This window comes from Jannaschia sp. 2305UL9-9 (genome assembly GCF_041403465.1).
Taxonomy (GTDB): Bacteria; Pseudomonadota; Alphaproteobacteria; order Rhodobacterales; family Rhodobacteraceae; genus Jannaschia.
Genome location: NZ_JBGEHM010000001.1, coordinates 1,063,552 through 1,076,629, shown reverse-complemented (window position 1 = coordinate 1,076,629; position 13,078 = coordinate 1,063,552). Strand labels below are relative to the sequence as shown.

Below are 13,078 nucleotides of genomic sequence, written 5' to 3'. Positions count from 1 at the left end.
GCCGGCGCAGCGTTTCGCGTCTTTTCCCGACAGGAGAGATGTCGCTTGGAGATCACGCAAGCCAGCCTGCCCTTCACGCCTTGGACGGACCCGGCCCTGTCACGGATGCCCGGAATGCGCCCGGTGGAGGGGAACTGGATCGTCGTGGACGACGTCTATGCCGGTCAGATGGCCCTGCGTCGGCAGTTGCTGTCGACGCAGCCCGAGGTGGTCGTACAGACCTGTCCGGGAAGTGAAGCGGCGCAAACGGCCCTGTTCGATATGGTCATGGACGCGCTGCCCGCCGGGTTCAGCCGGGCAGGGGGCAGTGTCATCTGTCCCGATGGGGCGCGCGTTCCGATGGATGCGCCGCCCTTGCACGTGCTGGGCGCGATGCTGCAGGAGGATCTGCTGATCCTGCAACGTGATGAGGCGGAGCATGTCCTGACCGCCGGTGTGCTGTGCTTTCCGGCCTCCTGGACCCTGTCGGAAAAGATCGGTCGCCCGCTGACACGTATCCACACCCCTGTCGCGCCCTATGACGCGCAGATGGCGCAGAGGGTGCAACGTCTGTTCGACCGGGTGCGTCCGGGGCGGCCCATGTGGCGTGCCAACGTGCTGGGCTATGCCGATGCGACCCTGCACCAGCCGCGTTCGGAAACTGGACCGCGCCCCGCGCCCGAGCGCGCGCGGTATCTGCGCAGCGAACGTCAGACGGTGCTGCGCCTGTCGGTTCCGGATACCGTTCTGTTCGCCGTGCACACATGGGTGGTGCCGCTGCACCGGCTGACGCCTGATCAGCGGGCGACCTGTCCGGTGCGATAGGCCGAAAGGTCGGGTCAGTCGGCTGCGAAGTGCTTGCTCAGCTTCAGGCCCTGACCTTGGTAGTTCGACGCGATATCCTGCCCGTACAGGGTTTCGGGGACCTCGGACATGCGTTCATAGACAAGCCGTCCGACGACCTGCCCGTGTTCCAGCACGAAGGGCGCCTCGTGGCAGCGAACCTCCAACACCCCGCGGGCCGGGGTTCCGTGACCGAAGCCGGGATCGAAGAACCCTGCGTAGTGAACGCGGAACTCTCCGACCATTGCAAGGTACGGGGCCATTTCGGCGGCAAAGGCCGGGGGGATCGTCACGGCCTCGCGGCTGACGAGGATATAGAATGCCCCGGGGTCGAGAATGATGCGCTGGCGGTCGGTGCGGATCGCCTCCCAGAAGTCGGACGGGGCGTATTGGCCGATCCGGTCAAGGTCGATGACGCCCGAGTGCGGCTTGGCCCGCCATCCGACAAGATTGCCCGCGCCGGGGCGCAGATCCACGGAGAAGCCAAGTCCGTCATCGATGACAGCTGTCCCATCGACCAGCGGGGTGTGCGCATGCAGGTCGCGCAGGGCGTCGTCCTCCAGAACCGCTTCGCCTGCGCGAAACCGGATCTGATTCAGGCGCATTCCCGGCCGCACGAGAACGGAAAAACTGCGCGGGCAGATTTCGGCATAGAGGGGACCGTGATAGCCTGGCGCGATCCGGTCGAACTCCGTCCCGCCATCGGTGACGGTGCGTGTCAGCAGGTCCAGCCGCCCGGTTGACGACTTGGCATTCGCAACGGCGCTCAGGCCTGCGGGCAGGGCAAGGGTTTCCTGCAACGGCACAAGATAGACCGCGCCCTTTTCCAGCACGGCACCATCGGTCAGGTCGATGCGATGCATCTCGAATTCGGACAGACGATCGGTCAGGCCGCGCCCCGCGCCGGGCAGGAAAGACGCGCGAACACGATAGGCAACGGACCCGAGGCGCAAATCAAGGCTGGCCGGTTGGACCTGATCGGGGGCAAGGGGCGGGGCGTCGATCGCCCCGGCGGCGATCATTGCCTCGATCTGCTGGCTGGCGAGAACACCGGTCGGATATGCCATGCCGCCCCCCAAAGCGTCGGTCAGATAAGCGAAACGCCCCACCCCGGTCAGGGGAGGGGCGTTTCGTTTTGGTCGGGCTAGCAGGACTCGAACCTGCGACCTTCCGTCCCCCAGACGGACGCGCTACCAGGCTGCGCCATAGCCCGACTTGGCGGCATACATACGGCGGAATACCGGGGGCGCAAGCGTAAAATCCCGTTTGGCATCCTAGCTTGCGTCCCTGTCTGCCATGTCTTCGGTAATTTCCTCGATCAGGGCGCGATAGCGGCGCACGACACGCCGCAAACGCATCTTGTCGGTCGGGGAAATGTCACCGGCGCGTCGGGCCAGTTCAAGCGCCGCGCGCGTCGGATGCACGGGCACGGGGTGTGCCGCGTCCGGCGAATCCGGCTCGATTGCCGGATCGGCCTCGTCATCGTCCGAAACATCTTCGGACAGAGGCGCGTCGTCGTCTTCCGGCGTTTCGGATACCGGGTCGCCTGCATCGTCCACCCTGTCCGGCGAGGGGGCGGGGGCCGCATCCGTGACACGCGGTTCATCGGTCGGAGCCTCGGGCAGGGGAACGTCCTCGTCCGGGGCGATATCATCGGGCCCGGCCGGGGTCGGCTGCGGGGCCGGTGCCTCCGCTGGCGGTGAATCGGGCGCGGGCTGGGCCGTTGACCCTTCTGTCGGGACATCCGGCTGATCCGGAAGCAGATCCTCCACCGGTGTCGCGGGATCGGGCCGGATGTCCGGCCGGGACGTGTCCGCCGCATCCTCAGCGCCCTGTTCCGCCGCCGGCTCGGACGCTCGAATGGCCGGTTTCGCGCGGGCAGGGTCGCTGTCACGTGCGCTGCTGCCGGTGGATGTCGTCGCGGGCGCCTCACCGGACTCGCCATATCGAATGACACGGCGCGTGCGCGCGGGCGGCCCTTCGGGCATGTCCAGCTCTGGCGAAAGGTCCATGATCGGGGCCACGCCTTCGCTTTCGATCCGTTGGCTGACGGCGCGGATCGTCAGGCCCTGATCGTGCAGCATCACCTTGATACCGCCCAGAAGACGCATGTCTTCGGGCCGGTAGTATCGGCGGCCACCGGCGCCCTTGACGGGGGCAATCTGTTCGAACTTGGATTCCCAGAACCGCAGGACATGCGTCGGCACGCCCAGCCAGTCCGCAACCTCTCGGATCGTGCGGAACGCGCCGTCGGATTTCTCGGGAGGAGTGGCCAAGGATCAGCCCTGATTGCCGGCCGCGACGCGGTCCTTCATCAGGTGCGACGGACGAAAGGTCAGAACCCGGCGTGGAGGGATCGGGGCCTCTTCCCCGGTCTTGGGATTGCGGCCGACACGGGCCGTCTTGTCACGTGTCGAAAACGTCCCGAAACCGGAGACCTTCACCTGTTCGCCCGCGACCAGTGCATCCGAGACATGCTGCAGGACCGAGGCGACGAGGGTCGCACTTTCGTTCCGGCTCAACCCGACTTCCCGAAAGACCGCTTCGCTGAGATCCATTCGGGTAAGCGTTTTTCCGGCCATGACATTCTCCCGCGTGGGTAGGTTGAGGTTCGTGACGCAGCTTCACCCTAGGGGAAAGGCGTGTCAACACCGAGGCTTAGATGATGAAGTTGATACGTCGTATTGCGCCGGGCGGAAACCGGGAAAGGCGTTATGGCGTAACGCGCTTTGGCTACCAGCGGAGCAGGACGGCACCCCACGCCAGACCGCCGCCGATCGCCTCGGTCACGCAAAGATGGCCCTGTTTCAGCGTGCCTTCCGCCTTTGCGACCGACATGGCGAGGGGAATCGATGCCGCGGACGTGTTGCCGTGATCGGCCACGGTCACGACGACCTTGTCCATCGTCAGGTTCAGTTTCGCGGCGGTGCGCGTGATGATGCGGATATTGGCCTGATGGGGCACGATGCGGTCGACGTCGTCCGCGGTCACCCCGCCCTTGGCCATCACGGCAAGTGTCGACTCCGACAACTTCTCGACAGCGTGGCGGAAGACTTCCTTGCCCGCCATCATCAGGTGCCCGCTGGTCTGGGAGGTGGATACGCCACCCGAGACATGCAGGATATCGCGGTAGCGCCCGTCCGAATGCAGATCCGTGGCAAGGATGCCGCGATCCTCGGGGCCGCCCGTGCCGGTCCCGGCCTCCAACACCACGGCCCCGGCGCCATCGCCGAACAGGACGCAGGTGGTGCGGTCTTCCCAGTTCATGATGCGGCTGAACGTTTCCGCACCGATGACGAGGACCCGGTTGGCCTGACCCGATACGATCAGGGCATCGGCATTGGTCAGCGCATAAACGAAGCCTGCGCAGACGGCCTGAACGTCGAAGGCGAACCCTTGGGTCATGCCCAGCTTGTTTTGTACGATCGTCGCGGTCGACGGGAAGGTCACATCGGGTGTCGACGTGGCAAGGACGATCGCGTCGATGTCCGTCACGTCCATCCCCGCGTCCGACAGGGCAGCGCGTGCCGCATGCGTCGCCAGATCGGAGGTCAGCTCGCCTTCGGCCGCGAAGTGGCGCCGTTCGATGCCCGAGCGGGACTTGATCCATTCATCGCTGGTTTCCAGAAAGCTCTCGAACCAGGAGTTTTCAACAACCCGTTCAGGAAGATAGTGACCAACACCGCGAATGATGGATCGTTTCAAGCGTCATCCCCCAGAGGTCTTGTGGCGGCCGCGACGCGGGCACGGAGTCGGTCGGAAAAGCCCGATTTCGACAGATCCCAAGCCAGCGCCACCGCAGCGGCCACGCCTGTTTCGTCTGCCGATCCGTGGGATTTCACAACCGTCCCGTTCAGACCGAGGAAAACGCCGCCATTGACGCGGCGCGGGTCGATCCGCTTGGACAGCCGTTTGAGCGATGTCATGGCCAACAGCGCCGCGATCTTGGACAACGGCGTCGCGCTGAACGCTTCGGCCAGCATGTCACGAACGAACCGCGCCGTGCCCTCGCCGGTCTTCAGGGCGACATTCCCGGTGAACCCGTCGGTCACGATCACGTCGCAGCGGTCGCCGGGAATATCCCCGCCTTCGACGAAGCCCACGAATTCATAGCTGGAGGCGTCGGCGTTGGCTTCGATCAGGTCATGCGCCTCGCGCAGTTCCGTCCGGCCCTTGTTTTCCTCGGTCCCGACGTTCAGCAGTCCGACGCGCGGCCGATCGAGGCCAAGCCCGTTGCGCGCGTAGGACATGCCCATCAATGCGTATTGCAGCAGGTCGTCCGCGTCGGCCCGGATATCGGCGCCGACATCCAGCATCACGTTGAACCCCTGAGGGTTCCGCGCCGGCCAGAGGATCGCGATCGCCGGTCGGTTGACCCCCGGCAGCTTGCGCAGCCGGATCATCGACACCGCCATCAGGGCGCCGGTATTCCCGCAGCTTACGCAGACCTGCGCCTCGCCGGTCTTGACCGCCTCGACGGCGGACCACATGGACGTGTCCTTGCCGGTGCGCACGACCTGGCTGGGCTTGTCATCCATCGCAACGGTTCCGGCGGCGTGCCGCACCGTGCAATGATCGGACAGGCCCCGTCGCTTGGCGATCAGGGCATCCAGAACGGCTTTGTCGCCATGCACCAGAAAGCGCATCGCGGGAGTCTTGCGGATCGCACGTGCCAAGCCGGCGATCACGGCGTCAGGTCCGTGGTCGCCACCCATGGCATCGATGGAGAGAACGCCGCTAGCGTCTGTCATGCCTGTGGATGGGGCATCAATGTCGCGTGACATGATGTTCCCCTCCTGTGCCAATGACTGTCGCGCGAGCCCAAGGCTCAGGCTACGTCGTCGTCCAGCTCGACCGTGTCGGCCGCGATGACTTCGCGGTCGGCATAATGGCCACAAGCACCGCACACGTGGTGGGGGCGCTTGAGCTCACCACAGTTGGGGCATTCGGCCGGATTGCCGGGACGCAGGCTGTCGTGCGAGCGACGGTTGTTGCGGCGGGAGGGGGTGACCTTGTTCTGCGGAACGGCCATGGCTCAACCTCAAGTCTAGTCGGGAGGGGGCGCCAAAGACGGCCCTCGGTGTCAATTGAATCTTCCGTGGTTCCCTATTGCCTATCCGGCCAAGGGTCCAGTGATTTTCCGCCCCTACACAGGACCGGAGGGCGCCTCATACAGTGATTCCGCCGGGATGCAACCCGGATGGCGTCAGCACAGGGGCCCGCAGCGCACGGGTCGGCGAAAAAGAGTGAACCAGTCGGCGCCCGGCAACGTTCTACAAACAGATTGGCGCACGGCGTCGCGAGATCAACCACGTCAGGACACCGGATGCAGACGGCACTTGCGACCTTGGCCATCGTGGTCACGGCTTTCACCCTCGGCGTGGCAACCATGCAGCTGACCATGTTGCTGTAGGCATTCGCGTCAGGGGCGACGGGGGGCCTATTCCTCGTCCTTGCCTTCCATCTTGGCCTTGAGGGCCGCAAGCCCGGCAAAGGGTTTGACGGCCTCGTCGGTCAAAGGCTGGGCGCCCGGTGGTGCGGCAGTCAGGTCGATTTCGTCCGCGGCCTCGGACCGGGGAAAAGCCGGAATCGCGAGAGACAGCGCCTCTTCCATCAGGGCGCCCATCTCAATGACCTCGGGCAGGGGTTCGATGCTGTCGTCCTCCGACATCTCCACCTCCTCCTCGTTTTCCGAAGGGACGTCGATGTCCGGCGTATAACGGCGCACGACCGCTTCATCGATGCGCGTGGTCACCGGATCCGTCGTCACGCGACAGGCCTGGACGACCGTGGCGCCCAGTTTGCCGGAAAACAGCCAGTCGCGTCCGCCGGCGGGGGCAAGCGTGCCTTCGAACCGCATCTTGCGCAGCCCATCGAGGTCGAACCTGTCGGCCAATGCCTCCAGCTGGGTGATGTCCGGGACCAGGCGCACCTGCGTGGCCTTGCGTTGCGGCAGGTCCGCGAGGCGGAGTTTCAGGGACAGGACTGGTTTCATCGGGTGGTCTCGGCTCCGGAGGGATGACGGGTGTCAGTGGGCTTGATGGCCCTTGCATGGCCCGTTAAGCCATAAGGCGAAAAGACCGCCCCCCGCAACGGGCAGGCGGCCGACGGGTGGGGACGGGCGACATGACTGGACAATTGGGCAGACTGCGCGCAGGCGCAATCAGGTTTGCGGGTCTGTGCGTTCTGATCGTCGGCGTGACCGCCTGCGCCGCGACATTCCGCAATCACGGATATGTGCCCGATGAAACCGATTTGCAGTCCCTGACGGTCGGGGTCGACACGCGCGACACGGTCGCCGCCTCGGTCGGGCGGCCATCCGCGTCCGGTGTCCTGCAGGGGGATGCCTGGTACTACGTGCAGTCGCGCGTGCGCAACTTTGCCTACCGCGCCCCTGAAACGATCGAGCGTCAGGTGGTCGCCATCAGTTTTGCCGAAAACGGAACCGTGGCCAATATCGAAAGATTCGGCCTCGAGGATGGCCGCGTCGTCTCTCTCTCGCGGCGGGTCACCGAAAGCTCCGTCCGCGAATTCGGCATCATCCAGCAGCTGCTGCGCAACTTCGGCAACATCGGCATCGGTGATGCCCTGGCCGATGACGGCTGAGCCGCCGAAGGGCGCCGAGGGCTATGTCCTGAAGGCGTCCGACATCGAGCGGATGGCGGGGCTGGCCAAGACCCATTTCCTGAACCCGTCCGCGCGGCGTGTGAACAAGTCGCTGGGCGATGCCACAGGCCTGACCGGCCTTGGCATCCACCTGATCGAGGTCGCGCCGGGTGACGAGACCACGGAATTCCATGTCCACCACCACGAGGACGAGGCCGTCTACGTGATCGCGGGCACGGCAACGGCCCAGATCGGCGAGGAGCATGTCGAAATCGGCCCGGGCGATTTCATCGGCTACAGGGCCGGCGGCTTGCCCCATACGATCGTCAACACCGGGGCAGAGCCGCTGCGCTGTCTGGTCGTGGGGCAAAGGCTTGCCCATGACGTTGGCGATTATCCCCGACAAGGCAAGCGTATCTTTCGTCAGGCAGGACTGCCCTGGAATCTCGTGGACCACGACCGGATCGAAACACCGACCGGCGGTGCCAAGACCTGAGGCAGTAGGGGGCTCTGCCCCCTGTGTTGCCGCGCCCCCCGAGGTATTTCGGGCCGGAGGAAGGGGGCGCGGATTTCCCGCGGTTGTAATCGTAGTCAGTCGCTTTCGGGTTCGAAGGTCAGGGCGACGCCGTTGATGCAGTAGCGCAGGCCGGTCGGCTGCGGGCCATCGGGAAAGACGTGGCCAAGATGGCCGTCGCAGCGCGCGCAATGCACCTCCGTCCGTTTCATGAACCAGCTGGTGTCGACGCTTTCATCGACCGTCCGGCTGTCCAGCCCGTCGACAGGCTGATAGAAGCTGGGCCAGCCCGTGCCGCTGTCGAACTTGTGTTCCTGATCGAATAGTGGCGCGCCGCAACCCTTGCACATGTAGGTTCCGGCGCCCTTGGGGAAATTCTCGTGGGTGAACGCGCGCTCCGTTCCGTGCTTGCGCAGCACCTTGTATGCCTCGGGCGTCAGCTGGGCCTGCCATTCCGCCTCTGTCTTGACGACCTTGTCCATCGGGCTTCCTTCCTGCGTTGATCTTGTGCGACTAACGCAGATAGGGCGGTATGGTTGCTTGTGAAAGGGCGGGGATGGAGATCGAGGCCGGTCGGTGGCGTGTCCGCATGACGGATGCGACAGGGGCGAATGCCGCCTTTGACCTGCGATCAGATGTCTTTCGCAATGGCAGGCCGGACCGCGACAGGTTCGATGCGACGGCAGGTCATCTGTTGATCGAAGGGGGGGACGGACTGGCCGGTTGCGCCCGCCTGACGGTGCAGGAGGCAGCTGGGATCCTGACCGGCTATACCGCGCAGCATTATGATCTGCGTGCGTTCGCAAAGGTCTTTCCCAAGGCGGTGGAGGTAGGGCGGATCTGTTTGCGCCCCGGCCTGCGCGATCCGGAGGTGCCCCGCCTGATGCTGGCGGTTCTCGCACGGCAGGTCGAAGCGGCAGGTGCGATGACCCTCTATGGATGCAGTTCGTTCCCGATGGCCGCGGGCGCGTCCGCGCGCCTGCGCGACCGGGTGGCGCCCGCCGATTGGATGCCCGGCCGCAAGGCCCCGGAAACCCAGCCCCTGATCGGCACGGCCGAGGCACTGCCGCCCTTGCTGCGCTCCTACCTGTCGCTTGGCGCGCGGGTGTCGGACCATGCGGTCGTGGACAGGGAGCTTGGGACCGTCCATGTCTTTACCGCACTGCCCATCGCCGCCATTCCTCCGCGCCGTGCGCAACTGCTGTCGGGGCTGCTGGACGCGGTGTGATTGACGTTGGAGGCCGGCAGGCATAGGTCGCGGTCCATGGCACGCGCACCCCTCCTTCAGCTTTCCGACATCTCTCTGACTTTCGGGGGGAACCCCGTTTTTGCGGATCTTTCGCTTGTCGTTCAGGGCGGCGATCGCGTCGCCCTCGTCGGGCGGAACGGATCCGGCAAATCGACCCTGATGAAGGTCATGGCCGGCCTGACCGAGGCCGACAGCGGCACACGGGTTCTGTCGCCCGGCACATCCGTCGGCTACATGGAGCAGGATCCGGACATCACCGGGTTCGCGACATTGCGCGAGTATGCGGAATCGGGCCTCGACCCGTCCGAAAGCTGGCGGGTGGAAGCGGCGGCCGAGGGCCTGAAACTGCACCTCGACACGGCGCCCGATGCCGCATCCGGGGGCGAGCGGCGGCGCGCGGCGCTGGCCAAGCTGCTGGCAGAGGCGCCGGAACTGATGCTGCTGGACGAGCCGACGAACCACCTCGATATCGAGGCCATCGCATGGCTGGAGGAGGAGCTGCGCACGACGCGGGCGGCCTATGTCCTGATCAGTCACGACCGCGCCTTTCTGACCGCCCTGACACGCGCGACCCTGTGGGTCGATCGCGGCAAGGTCCGCCGACAGGAAAGCGGGTTTTCCGGCTTCGAGGCATGGCGCGACAAGACGTGGGAAGAGGAAGACATCCAGCGTCACAAACTGGACCGCAAGATCAAGGCCGAGGCCCGTTGGGCCGTCGAGGGGATCAGCGCGCGACGCAAGCGCAATCAGGGACGCGTGCGTGCCTTGGGCGAGTTGCGGGCCGAACGCTCGGCGCAGATCCGGCGCGCCGGGACGGCGGCGCTGGAGCTGGATTCGGGGCAGGCCAGCGGCAAGAAGGTCATCGAGGCGTTCGGGTTGACCAAGGCTTTTGGAGACAAACCGATCGCCAGCAATTTCGACCTGCGCGTTCTACGGGGCGACCGGGTCGCCTTCGTCGGGCCGAATGGCGTCGGCAAGACGACGATCCTCAAGATGCTGCTGGGCGAGGTTGAACCGGACGAGGGCACGGTCAAGCTGGGCACCAATCTGGAGGTCGCGGTCTTCGATCAGACGCGTGCCAAGCTGGACCCGAATGCGACGCTTTGGGACAACCTGACGATGGATCCGCTGCTGGGCGTGTCGGGCGCCTCGGATCAGGTGATGGTGCGCGGAACGGCCCGTCATGTCGCGGGATACCTCAAGGATTTCCTGTTCGATGACAAGCAGTTGAAGGCGCCCGTGCGGTCCCTGTCGGGGGGCGAGAAGGCGCGCCTGCTGTTGGCGCGGATCATGGCCTTGCCGTCCAACCTGCTGGTGCTGGACGAACCGACCAACGATCTGGATATCGAGACGCTGGACCTGTTGCAGGACGTGCTGGGCGACTATGACGGCACCGTCCTTCTGGTGTCCCACGACCGCGATTTTCTCGACCGTGTCGCCACGCAGACGATCGCGATGGAAGGCAACGGCCGGGTCGATGTCTATCCCGGCGGATGGTCTGATTACCGCGCACAGCGCCCCGATGTCGTTCACTGGGACGAAAAGACGAAAACGCGCGTCGCCAAGGCGGCCGATGCGGCAGAGCAGCGCACATCGCCCCCTGCAAAGACCGAAAAGCTGTCCTACACCGAACAGCACCGGCTCGACGCCCTGCCTGCGGAAATCGCGCGTCTGGAAGCGGAGATCGCCAAGCTGGAGGAGCTTTTGAGCGATGCGGAGCTTTTCAGCCGCGAGCCGGTGAAGTTCCAGAAGGCGACCGACGCACTCGTGGCGCGGCATGCGAAACTGTCGGACGCCGAAGAAGAATGGCTGGCCCTGGAAGAGCGTGCGGCGGGGTGAGCCCGAACGCGTCCGGGAACGACGGACGCTACTCCAATGTTGCTACGATGCGGGGCGTTGGCGTGCCGGCGATTTCGAGGATCAGCTTGCGTTTGACCGCGTCGGCGAAGACCGCGCGCGTCGCGGCCTCGACCACGAAAGCACCCATGCCGCCAATGATGCGATCTGCGTAAGCCTGCGCTAACCCGTCGCGCCCGTCCATGATCGACCGCTCCGACAGGATGGCCAGCGCGTTGATCGTGATGCCGGTGGCCACGACCTGATCGCGGGCCACTTCCATCGGGGGGCCAAAAGTGTTGCCGGTGCTGTCGCCCGAGAAGTCGATCACGCGGCGCCAGCCGTCGATACGGTTCGTCTCGATCAACTCGGCCGCGAAGAGCAGGGCGCTGCCGATGGCGTTGCGGCCCGTGGCGCGGCGGGGCGGGCCGTCGAGGGCGGCGGCAAAGGCCTCCGCGTCCTCTGGCCCCGCGATCTGCATCCACGGGACGACGACGGACTGGTTCGTCGCCCATTCCACGTAGGTGACGGCGATATGGCCGTAGGCGGTGTTGGCGATGGCGGCCAGCACCTCCGGGTCCGTCAAGGCCTCGGCGTAGGCCTGTCGCTGAAACAGCAGTTCGGATTGCGTGATGGAGCCGGAGCTGTCGGCCAGCAGGACCAGTTCGAGGTCCGTGTCCTGTGCGGCGGCGGGCGTCGCCAGCAGGGTGAGGGCGAGGAGGATATGGAGCATGGGGCCAGCCTATGACCGGATCGGCGCGATCGCCTAGCGGTTTCCGCATCCTGCGGCGATCATGCACAGATGTCGGGCAGATCGTCGGTATGGGGAACCCACGCGGGGCGGGCGATGGCGCGCGGGTCCGCGACGGGCATGACCTCGCGCAGAAGGTGCTTCAGCCGGTCGGTGCGGGCGCCGTCGGGGTCGAGGGTCGCACAGCAGAGGTATTCCTCGACCAGGCTGGCCTGTTGCTCATAGCCGTAGGCCAGGAAGGGTTGGGCGCCCGCGTCGTCGAACAGGTAGGGGTCGTCGATGGTGATCTGCTCGGTGAAGGCGCGCGAGGGGTGATAGCCGGTCAGGTCGCGGTTCTGCCACTGCCAGACGTGAGTGAGTTCGTGGATCAGGAACATCGCGGCGGGCAGGTCGATCTCCGCGTTCGGCCCGGAGGTGGCGGCGTAATCCGGCAGGTAGGCGCGGGGCGACAGCAGGATACGCTCGAACAGGACGATGCCCCCGGTGGCGGCGGTGATCCGGCCCTCGCGCGGCGGGCCGATCCGCTCCCGGCAGGTGGTGCGGGGGCGCGCGTCGAAGGTGATCGGGAAGAGGCCAATGGCGGGATTCTGGGTGAGCGTGACGGCGGAGGTGTCGAGGGTGGGGCCGTGGAGTTGGGCGGAGAGGGCGGTTTCGGCGTCGGTGAGCGGGCGGGTGCAGGCGAGGAGCGTCAGGAGAAGCGTCCAGTGGAGTTTGCGCAGCGACGTGCAGACCGCGCGCGCGGCCCGTGTGCGGGTGGAGGGAGCGATGGGGCGCATGGGAGAAGACTAGGTTGTGCGCGCTTTGTTGGAAAGCCACGAAGGGGGCGTGTCACCCGCTCCGCCTTTCGCAAGCCGCAGAACCGCAAGCGAGAAACACATTATGCGTAGACAACACTTATGGTTTCTCAGCGCTACTGACAGATAAGTCCTTTGCAGCGGGCATGCTCCCTACAGCTTCCCATATCTACAGGCCGACTTCAGTGGCGGGTGGAACGCAGCCGTTAATTGGCTAAGGTTCCTTTCTGGCAGCAGTATCTCGCTTTTCGTTCGCTACCACAGCTGCAGGCTCGATTTCCAATTGTTTGATTGTGCCACTTTGTTAACGCTATGTTTGCTTCGAATGCAATATGACGCAAATAGACTCTTTCCAATTGGAAGATTGGTTTGGTCCCGCTCTCAGTAAGCTGTACTAATCCGCCTCCTTCTCGAACAATTCTAGCGTATCTATCGTCCAATTCAGGGTCTACATGCGAGCCGCCATCTTGGTTCGCGACGATCAGAACAAAGTCCCACCTCGTCAG

General features: G+C 65.2%; 15 protein-coding genes and 1 tRNA gene. 5 read left to right on the top strand and 11 right to left on the bottom strand.

The features are described from left to right. Positions 1 to 45: 45 nt before the first annotated feature. Entirely contained in the window at positions 46 to 804 is a 759-nt protein-coding gene (locus tag V6N07_RS05255) for a DUF3445 domain-containing protein (RefSeq protein WP_371154582.1), read from the top strand. Between the two features lie 14 nt (positions 805 to 818). Here V6N07_RS05255 and V6N07_RS05250 read toward each other — a convergent pair whose 3' ends face one another. From V6N07_RS05250 to V6N07_RS05215, 8 genes are all read right to left on the bottom strand, one after another. Beyond that, positions 819 to 1,889 (bottom strand): 2'-deoxycytidine 5'-triphosphate deaminase, encoded by a 1,071-nt coding sequence (locus V6N07_RS05250; RefSeq protein WP_371154581.1) that lies wholly within the window; start codon positions 1,887 to 1,889, stop codon positions 819 to 821. A gap of 69 nt (positions 1,890 to 1,958) precedes the next feature. Beyond that, positions 1,959 to 2,035: transfer RNA gene (locus V6N07_RS05245), tRNA-Pro, on the bottom strand. Positions 2,036 to 2,096: 61 nt separating this feature from the next. After that, positions 2,097 to 3,098: a MerR family transcriptional regulator gene (locus V6N07_RS05240; RefSeq protein WP_371154579.1), complete on the bottom strand. Its 1,002-nt coding sequence runs from the start codon at positions 3,096 to 3,098 to the stop codon at positions 2,097 to 2,099. Positions 3,099 to 3,101: 3 nt separating this feature from the next. Continuing rightward, positions 3,102 to 3,404 (bottom strand): integration host factor subunit alpha, encoded by a 303-nt coding sequence (ihfA, locus tag V6N07_RS05235; protein ID WP_371154578.1) that lies wholly within the window; start codon positions 3,402 to 3,404, stop codon positions 3,102 to 3,104. A 151-nt stretch (positions 3,405 to 3,555) separates the two neighbouring features. Next, positions 3,556 to 4,527: a beta-ketoacyl-ACP synthase III gene (locus V6N07_RS05230; protein ID WP_371154577.1), complete on the bottom strand. Its 972-nt coding sequence runs from the start codon at positions 4,525 to 4,527 to the stop codon at positions 3,556 to 3,558. Next, positions 4,524 to 5,609, bottom strand: coding sequence for a phosphate acyltransferase PlsX (gene plsX / locus V6N07_RS05225; protein ID WP_371155389.1), 1,086 nt, complete (start codon positions 5,607 to 5,609; stop codon positions 4,524 to 4,526). Before plsX ends, V6N07_RS05230 begins: the two co-directional genes overlap by 4 nt. A gap of 41 nt (positions 5,610 to 5,650) precedes the next feature. Beyond that, positions 5,651 to 5,854: a 50S ribosomal protein L32 gene (gene rpmF / locus V6N07_RS05220; protein WP_371154576.1), complete on the bottom strand. Its 204-nt coding sequence runs from the start codon at positions 5,852 to 5,854 to the stop codon at positions 5,651 to 5,653. 408 nt (positions 5,855 to 6,262) lie between these two features. Then, positions 6,263 to 6,817: a DUF177 domain-containing protein gene (locus tag V6N07_RS05215; protein ID WP_371154575.1), complete on the bottom strand. Its 555-nt coding sequence runs from the start codon at positions 6,815 to 6,817 to the stop codon at positions 6,263 to 6,265. A 131-nt stretch (positions 6,818 to 6,948) separates the two neighbouring features. Here V6N07_RS05215 and V6N07_RS05210 point away from each other — a divergent pair, with 131 nt between their 5' ends. Continuing rightward, entirely contained in the window at positions 6,949 to 7,428 is a 480-nt protein-coding gene (locus tag V6N07_RS05210; RefSeq protein ID WP_371154573.1) for an outer membrane protein assembly factor BamE, read from the top strand. Continuing rightward, positions 7,418 to 7,924 (top strand): cupin domain-containing protein, encoded by a 507-nt coding sequence (locus tag V6N07_RS05205; RefSeq protein ID WP_371154572.1) that lies wholly within the window; start codon positions 7,418 to 7,420, stop codon positions 7,922 to 7,924. The genes V6N07_RS05210 and V6N07_RS05205 overlap by 11 nt, the downstream gene beginning before the upstream one ends. A gap of 95 nt (positions 7,925 to 8,019) precedes the next feature. Here the strand turns inward: V6N07_RS05205 and msrB are convergent, their stop codons facing one another. Continuing rightward, the gene (gene msrB, locus V6N07_RS05200; RefSeq protein WP_371154570.1) at positions 8,020 to 8,424 is read right to left on the bottom strand and encodes a peptide-methionine (R)-S-oxide reductase MsrB; all 405 of its coding nucleotides are present in this window, start codon (positions 8,422 to 8,424) and stop codon (positions 8,020 to 8,022) included. A gap of 107 nt (positions 8,425 to 8,531) precedes the next feature. Between msrB and V6N07_RS05195 the strand changes: the two genes are divergently transcribed. Both V6N07_RS05195 and V6N07_RS05190 read left to right on the top strand, forming a co-directional pair. Next, a complete protein-coding gene (locus V6N07_RS05195) occupies positions 8,532 to 9,170 on the top strand; it encodes a GNAT family N-acetyltransferase (protein WP_371154568.1) in 639 nt (212 codons plus the stop codon). A 36-nt stretch (positions 9,171 to 9,206) separates the two neighbouring features. Then, complete coding sequence (locus V6N07_RS05190; protein WP_371154566.1) at positions 9,207 to 11,030, top strand: ABC-F family ATP-binding cassette domain-containing protein; 1,824 nt, start codon at positions 9,207 to 9,209, stop codon at positions 11,028 to 11,030. 28 nt (positions 11,031 to 11,058) lie between these two features. On the opposite strand, the gene V6N07_RS05185 is transcribed toward V6N07_RS05190, so the two are convergent. Beyond that, complete coding sequence (locus V6N07_RS05185; RefSeq protein WP_371154564.1) at positions 11,059 to 11,760, bottom strand: DUF1194 domain-containing protein; 702 nt, start codon at positions 11,758 to 11,760, stop codon at positions 11,059 to 11,061. A 59-nt stretch (positions 11,761 to 11,819) separates the two neighbouring features. Then, the gene (locus V6N07_RS05180; RefSeq protein WP_371154563.1) at positions 11,820 to 12,554 is read right to left on the bottom strand and encodes a hypothetical protein; all 735 of its coding nucleotides are present in this window, start codon (positions 12,552 to 12,554) and stop codon (positions 11,820 to 11,822) included. Positions 12,555 to 13,078 lie beyond the last annotated feature (524 nt).

Bases quoted from the DNA above. Each gene is read 5' to 3' on its own strand.
- V6N07_RS05185 (WP_371154564.1), bottom strand. From the start codon at position 11,760: ATGCTCCATATCCTCCTCGCCCTCACCCTGCTGGCGACGCCCGCCGCC.
- V6N07_RS05215 (WP_371154575.1), bottom strand. From the start codon at position 6,817: ATGAAACCAGTCCTGTCCCTGAAACTCCGCCTCGCGGACCTGCCGCAA.
- V6N07_RS05195 (WP_371154568.1), top strand. From the start codon at position 8,532: ATGACGGATGCGACAGGGGCGAATGCCGCCTTTGACCTGCGATCAGAT.
- V6N07_RS05205 (WP_371154572.1), top strand. From the start codon at position 7,418: ATGACGGCTGAGCCGCCGAAGGGCGCCGAGGGCTATGTCCTGAAGGCG.
- V6N07_RS05250 (WP_371154581.1), bottom strand. From the start codon at position 1,889: ATGGCATATCCGACCGGTGTTCTCGCCAGCCAGCAGATCGAGGCAATG.
- V6N07_RS05190 (WP_371154566.1), top strand. From the start codon at position 9,207: ATGGCACGCGCACCCCTCCTTCAGCTTTCCGACATCTCTCTGACTTTC.
- V6N07_RS05180 (WP_371154563.1), bottom strand. From the start codon at position 12,554: ATGCGCCCCATCGCTCCCTCCACCCGCACACGGGCCGCGCGCGCGGTC.
- ihfA (WP_371154578.1), bottom strand. From the start codon at position 3,404: ATGGCCGGAAAAACGCTTACCCGAATGGATCTCAGCGAAGCGGTCTTT.
- msrB (WP_371154570.1), bottom strand. From the start codon at position 8,424: ATGGACAAGGTCGTCAAGACAGAGGCGGAATGGCAGGCCCAGCTGACG.
- rpmF (WP_371154576.1), bottom strand. From the start codon at position 5,854: ATGGCCGTTCCGCAGAACAAGGTCACCCCCTCCCGCCGCAACAACCGT.
- V6N07_RS05210 (WP_371154573.1), top strand. From the start codon at position 6,949: ATGACTGGACAATTGGGCAGACTGCGCGCAGGCGCAATCAGGTTTGCG.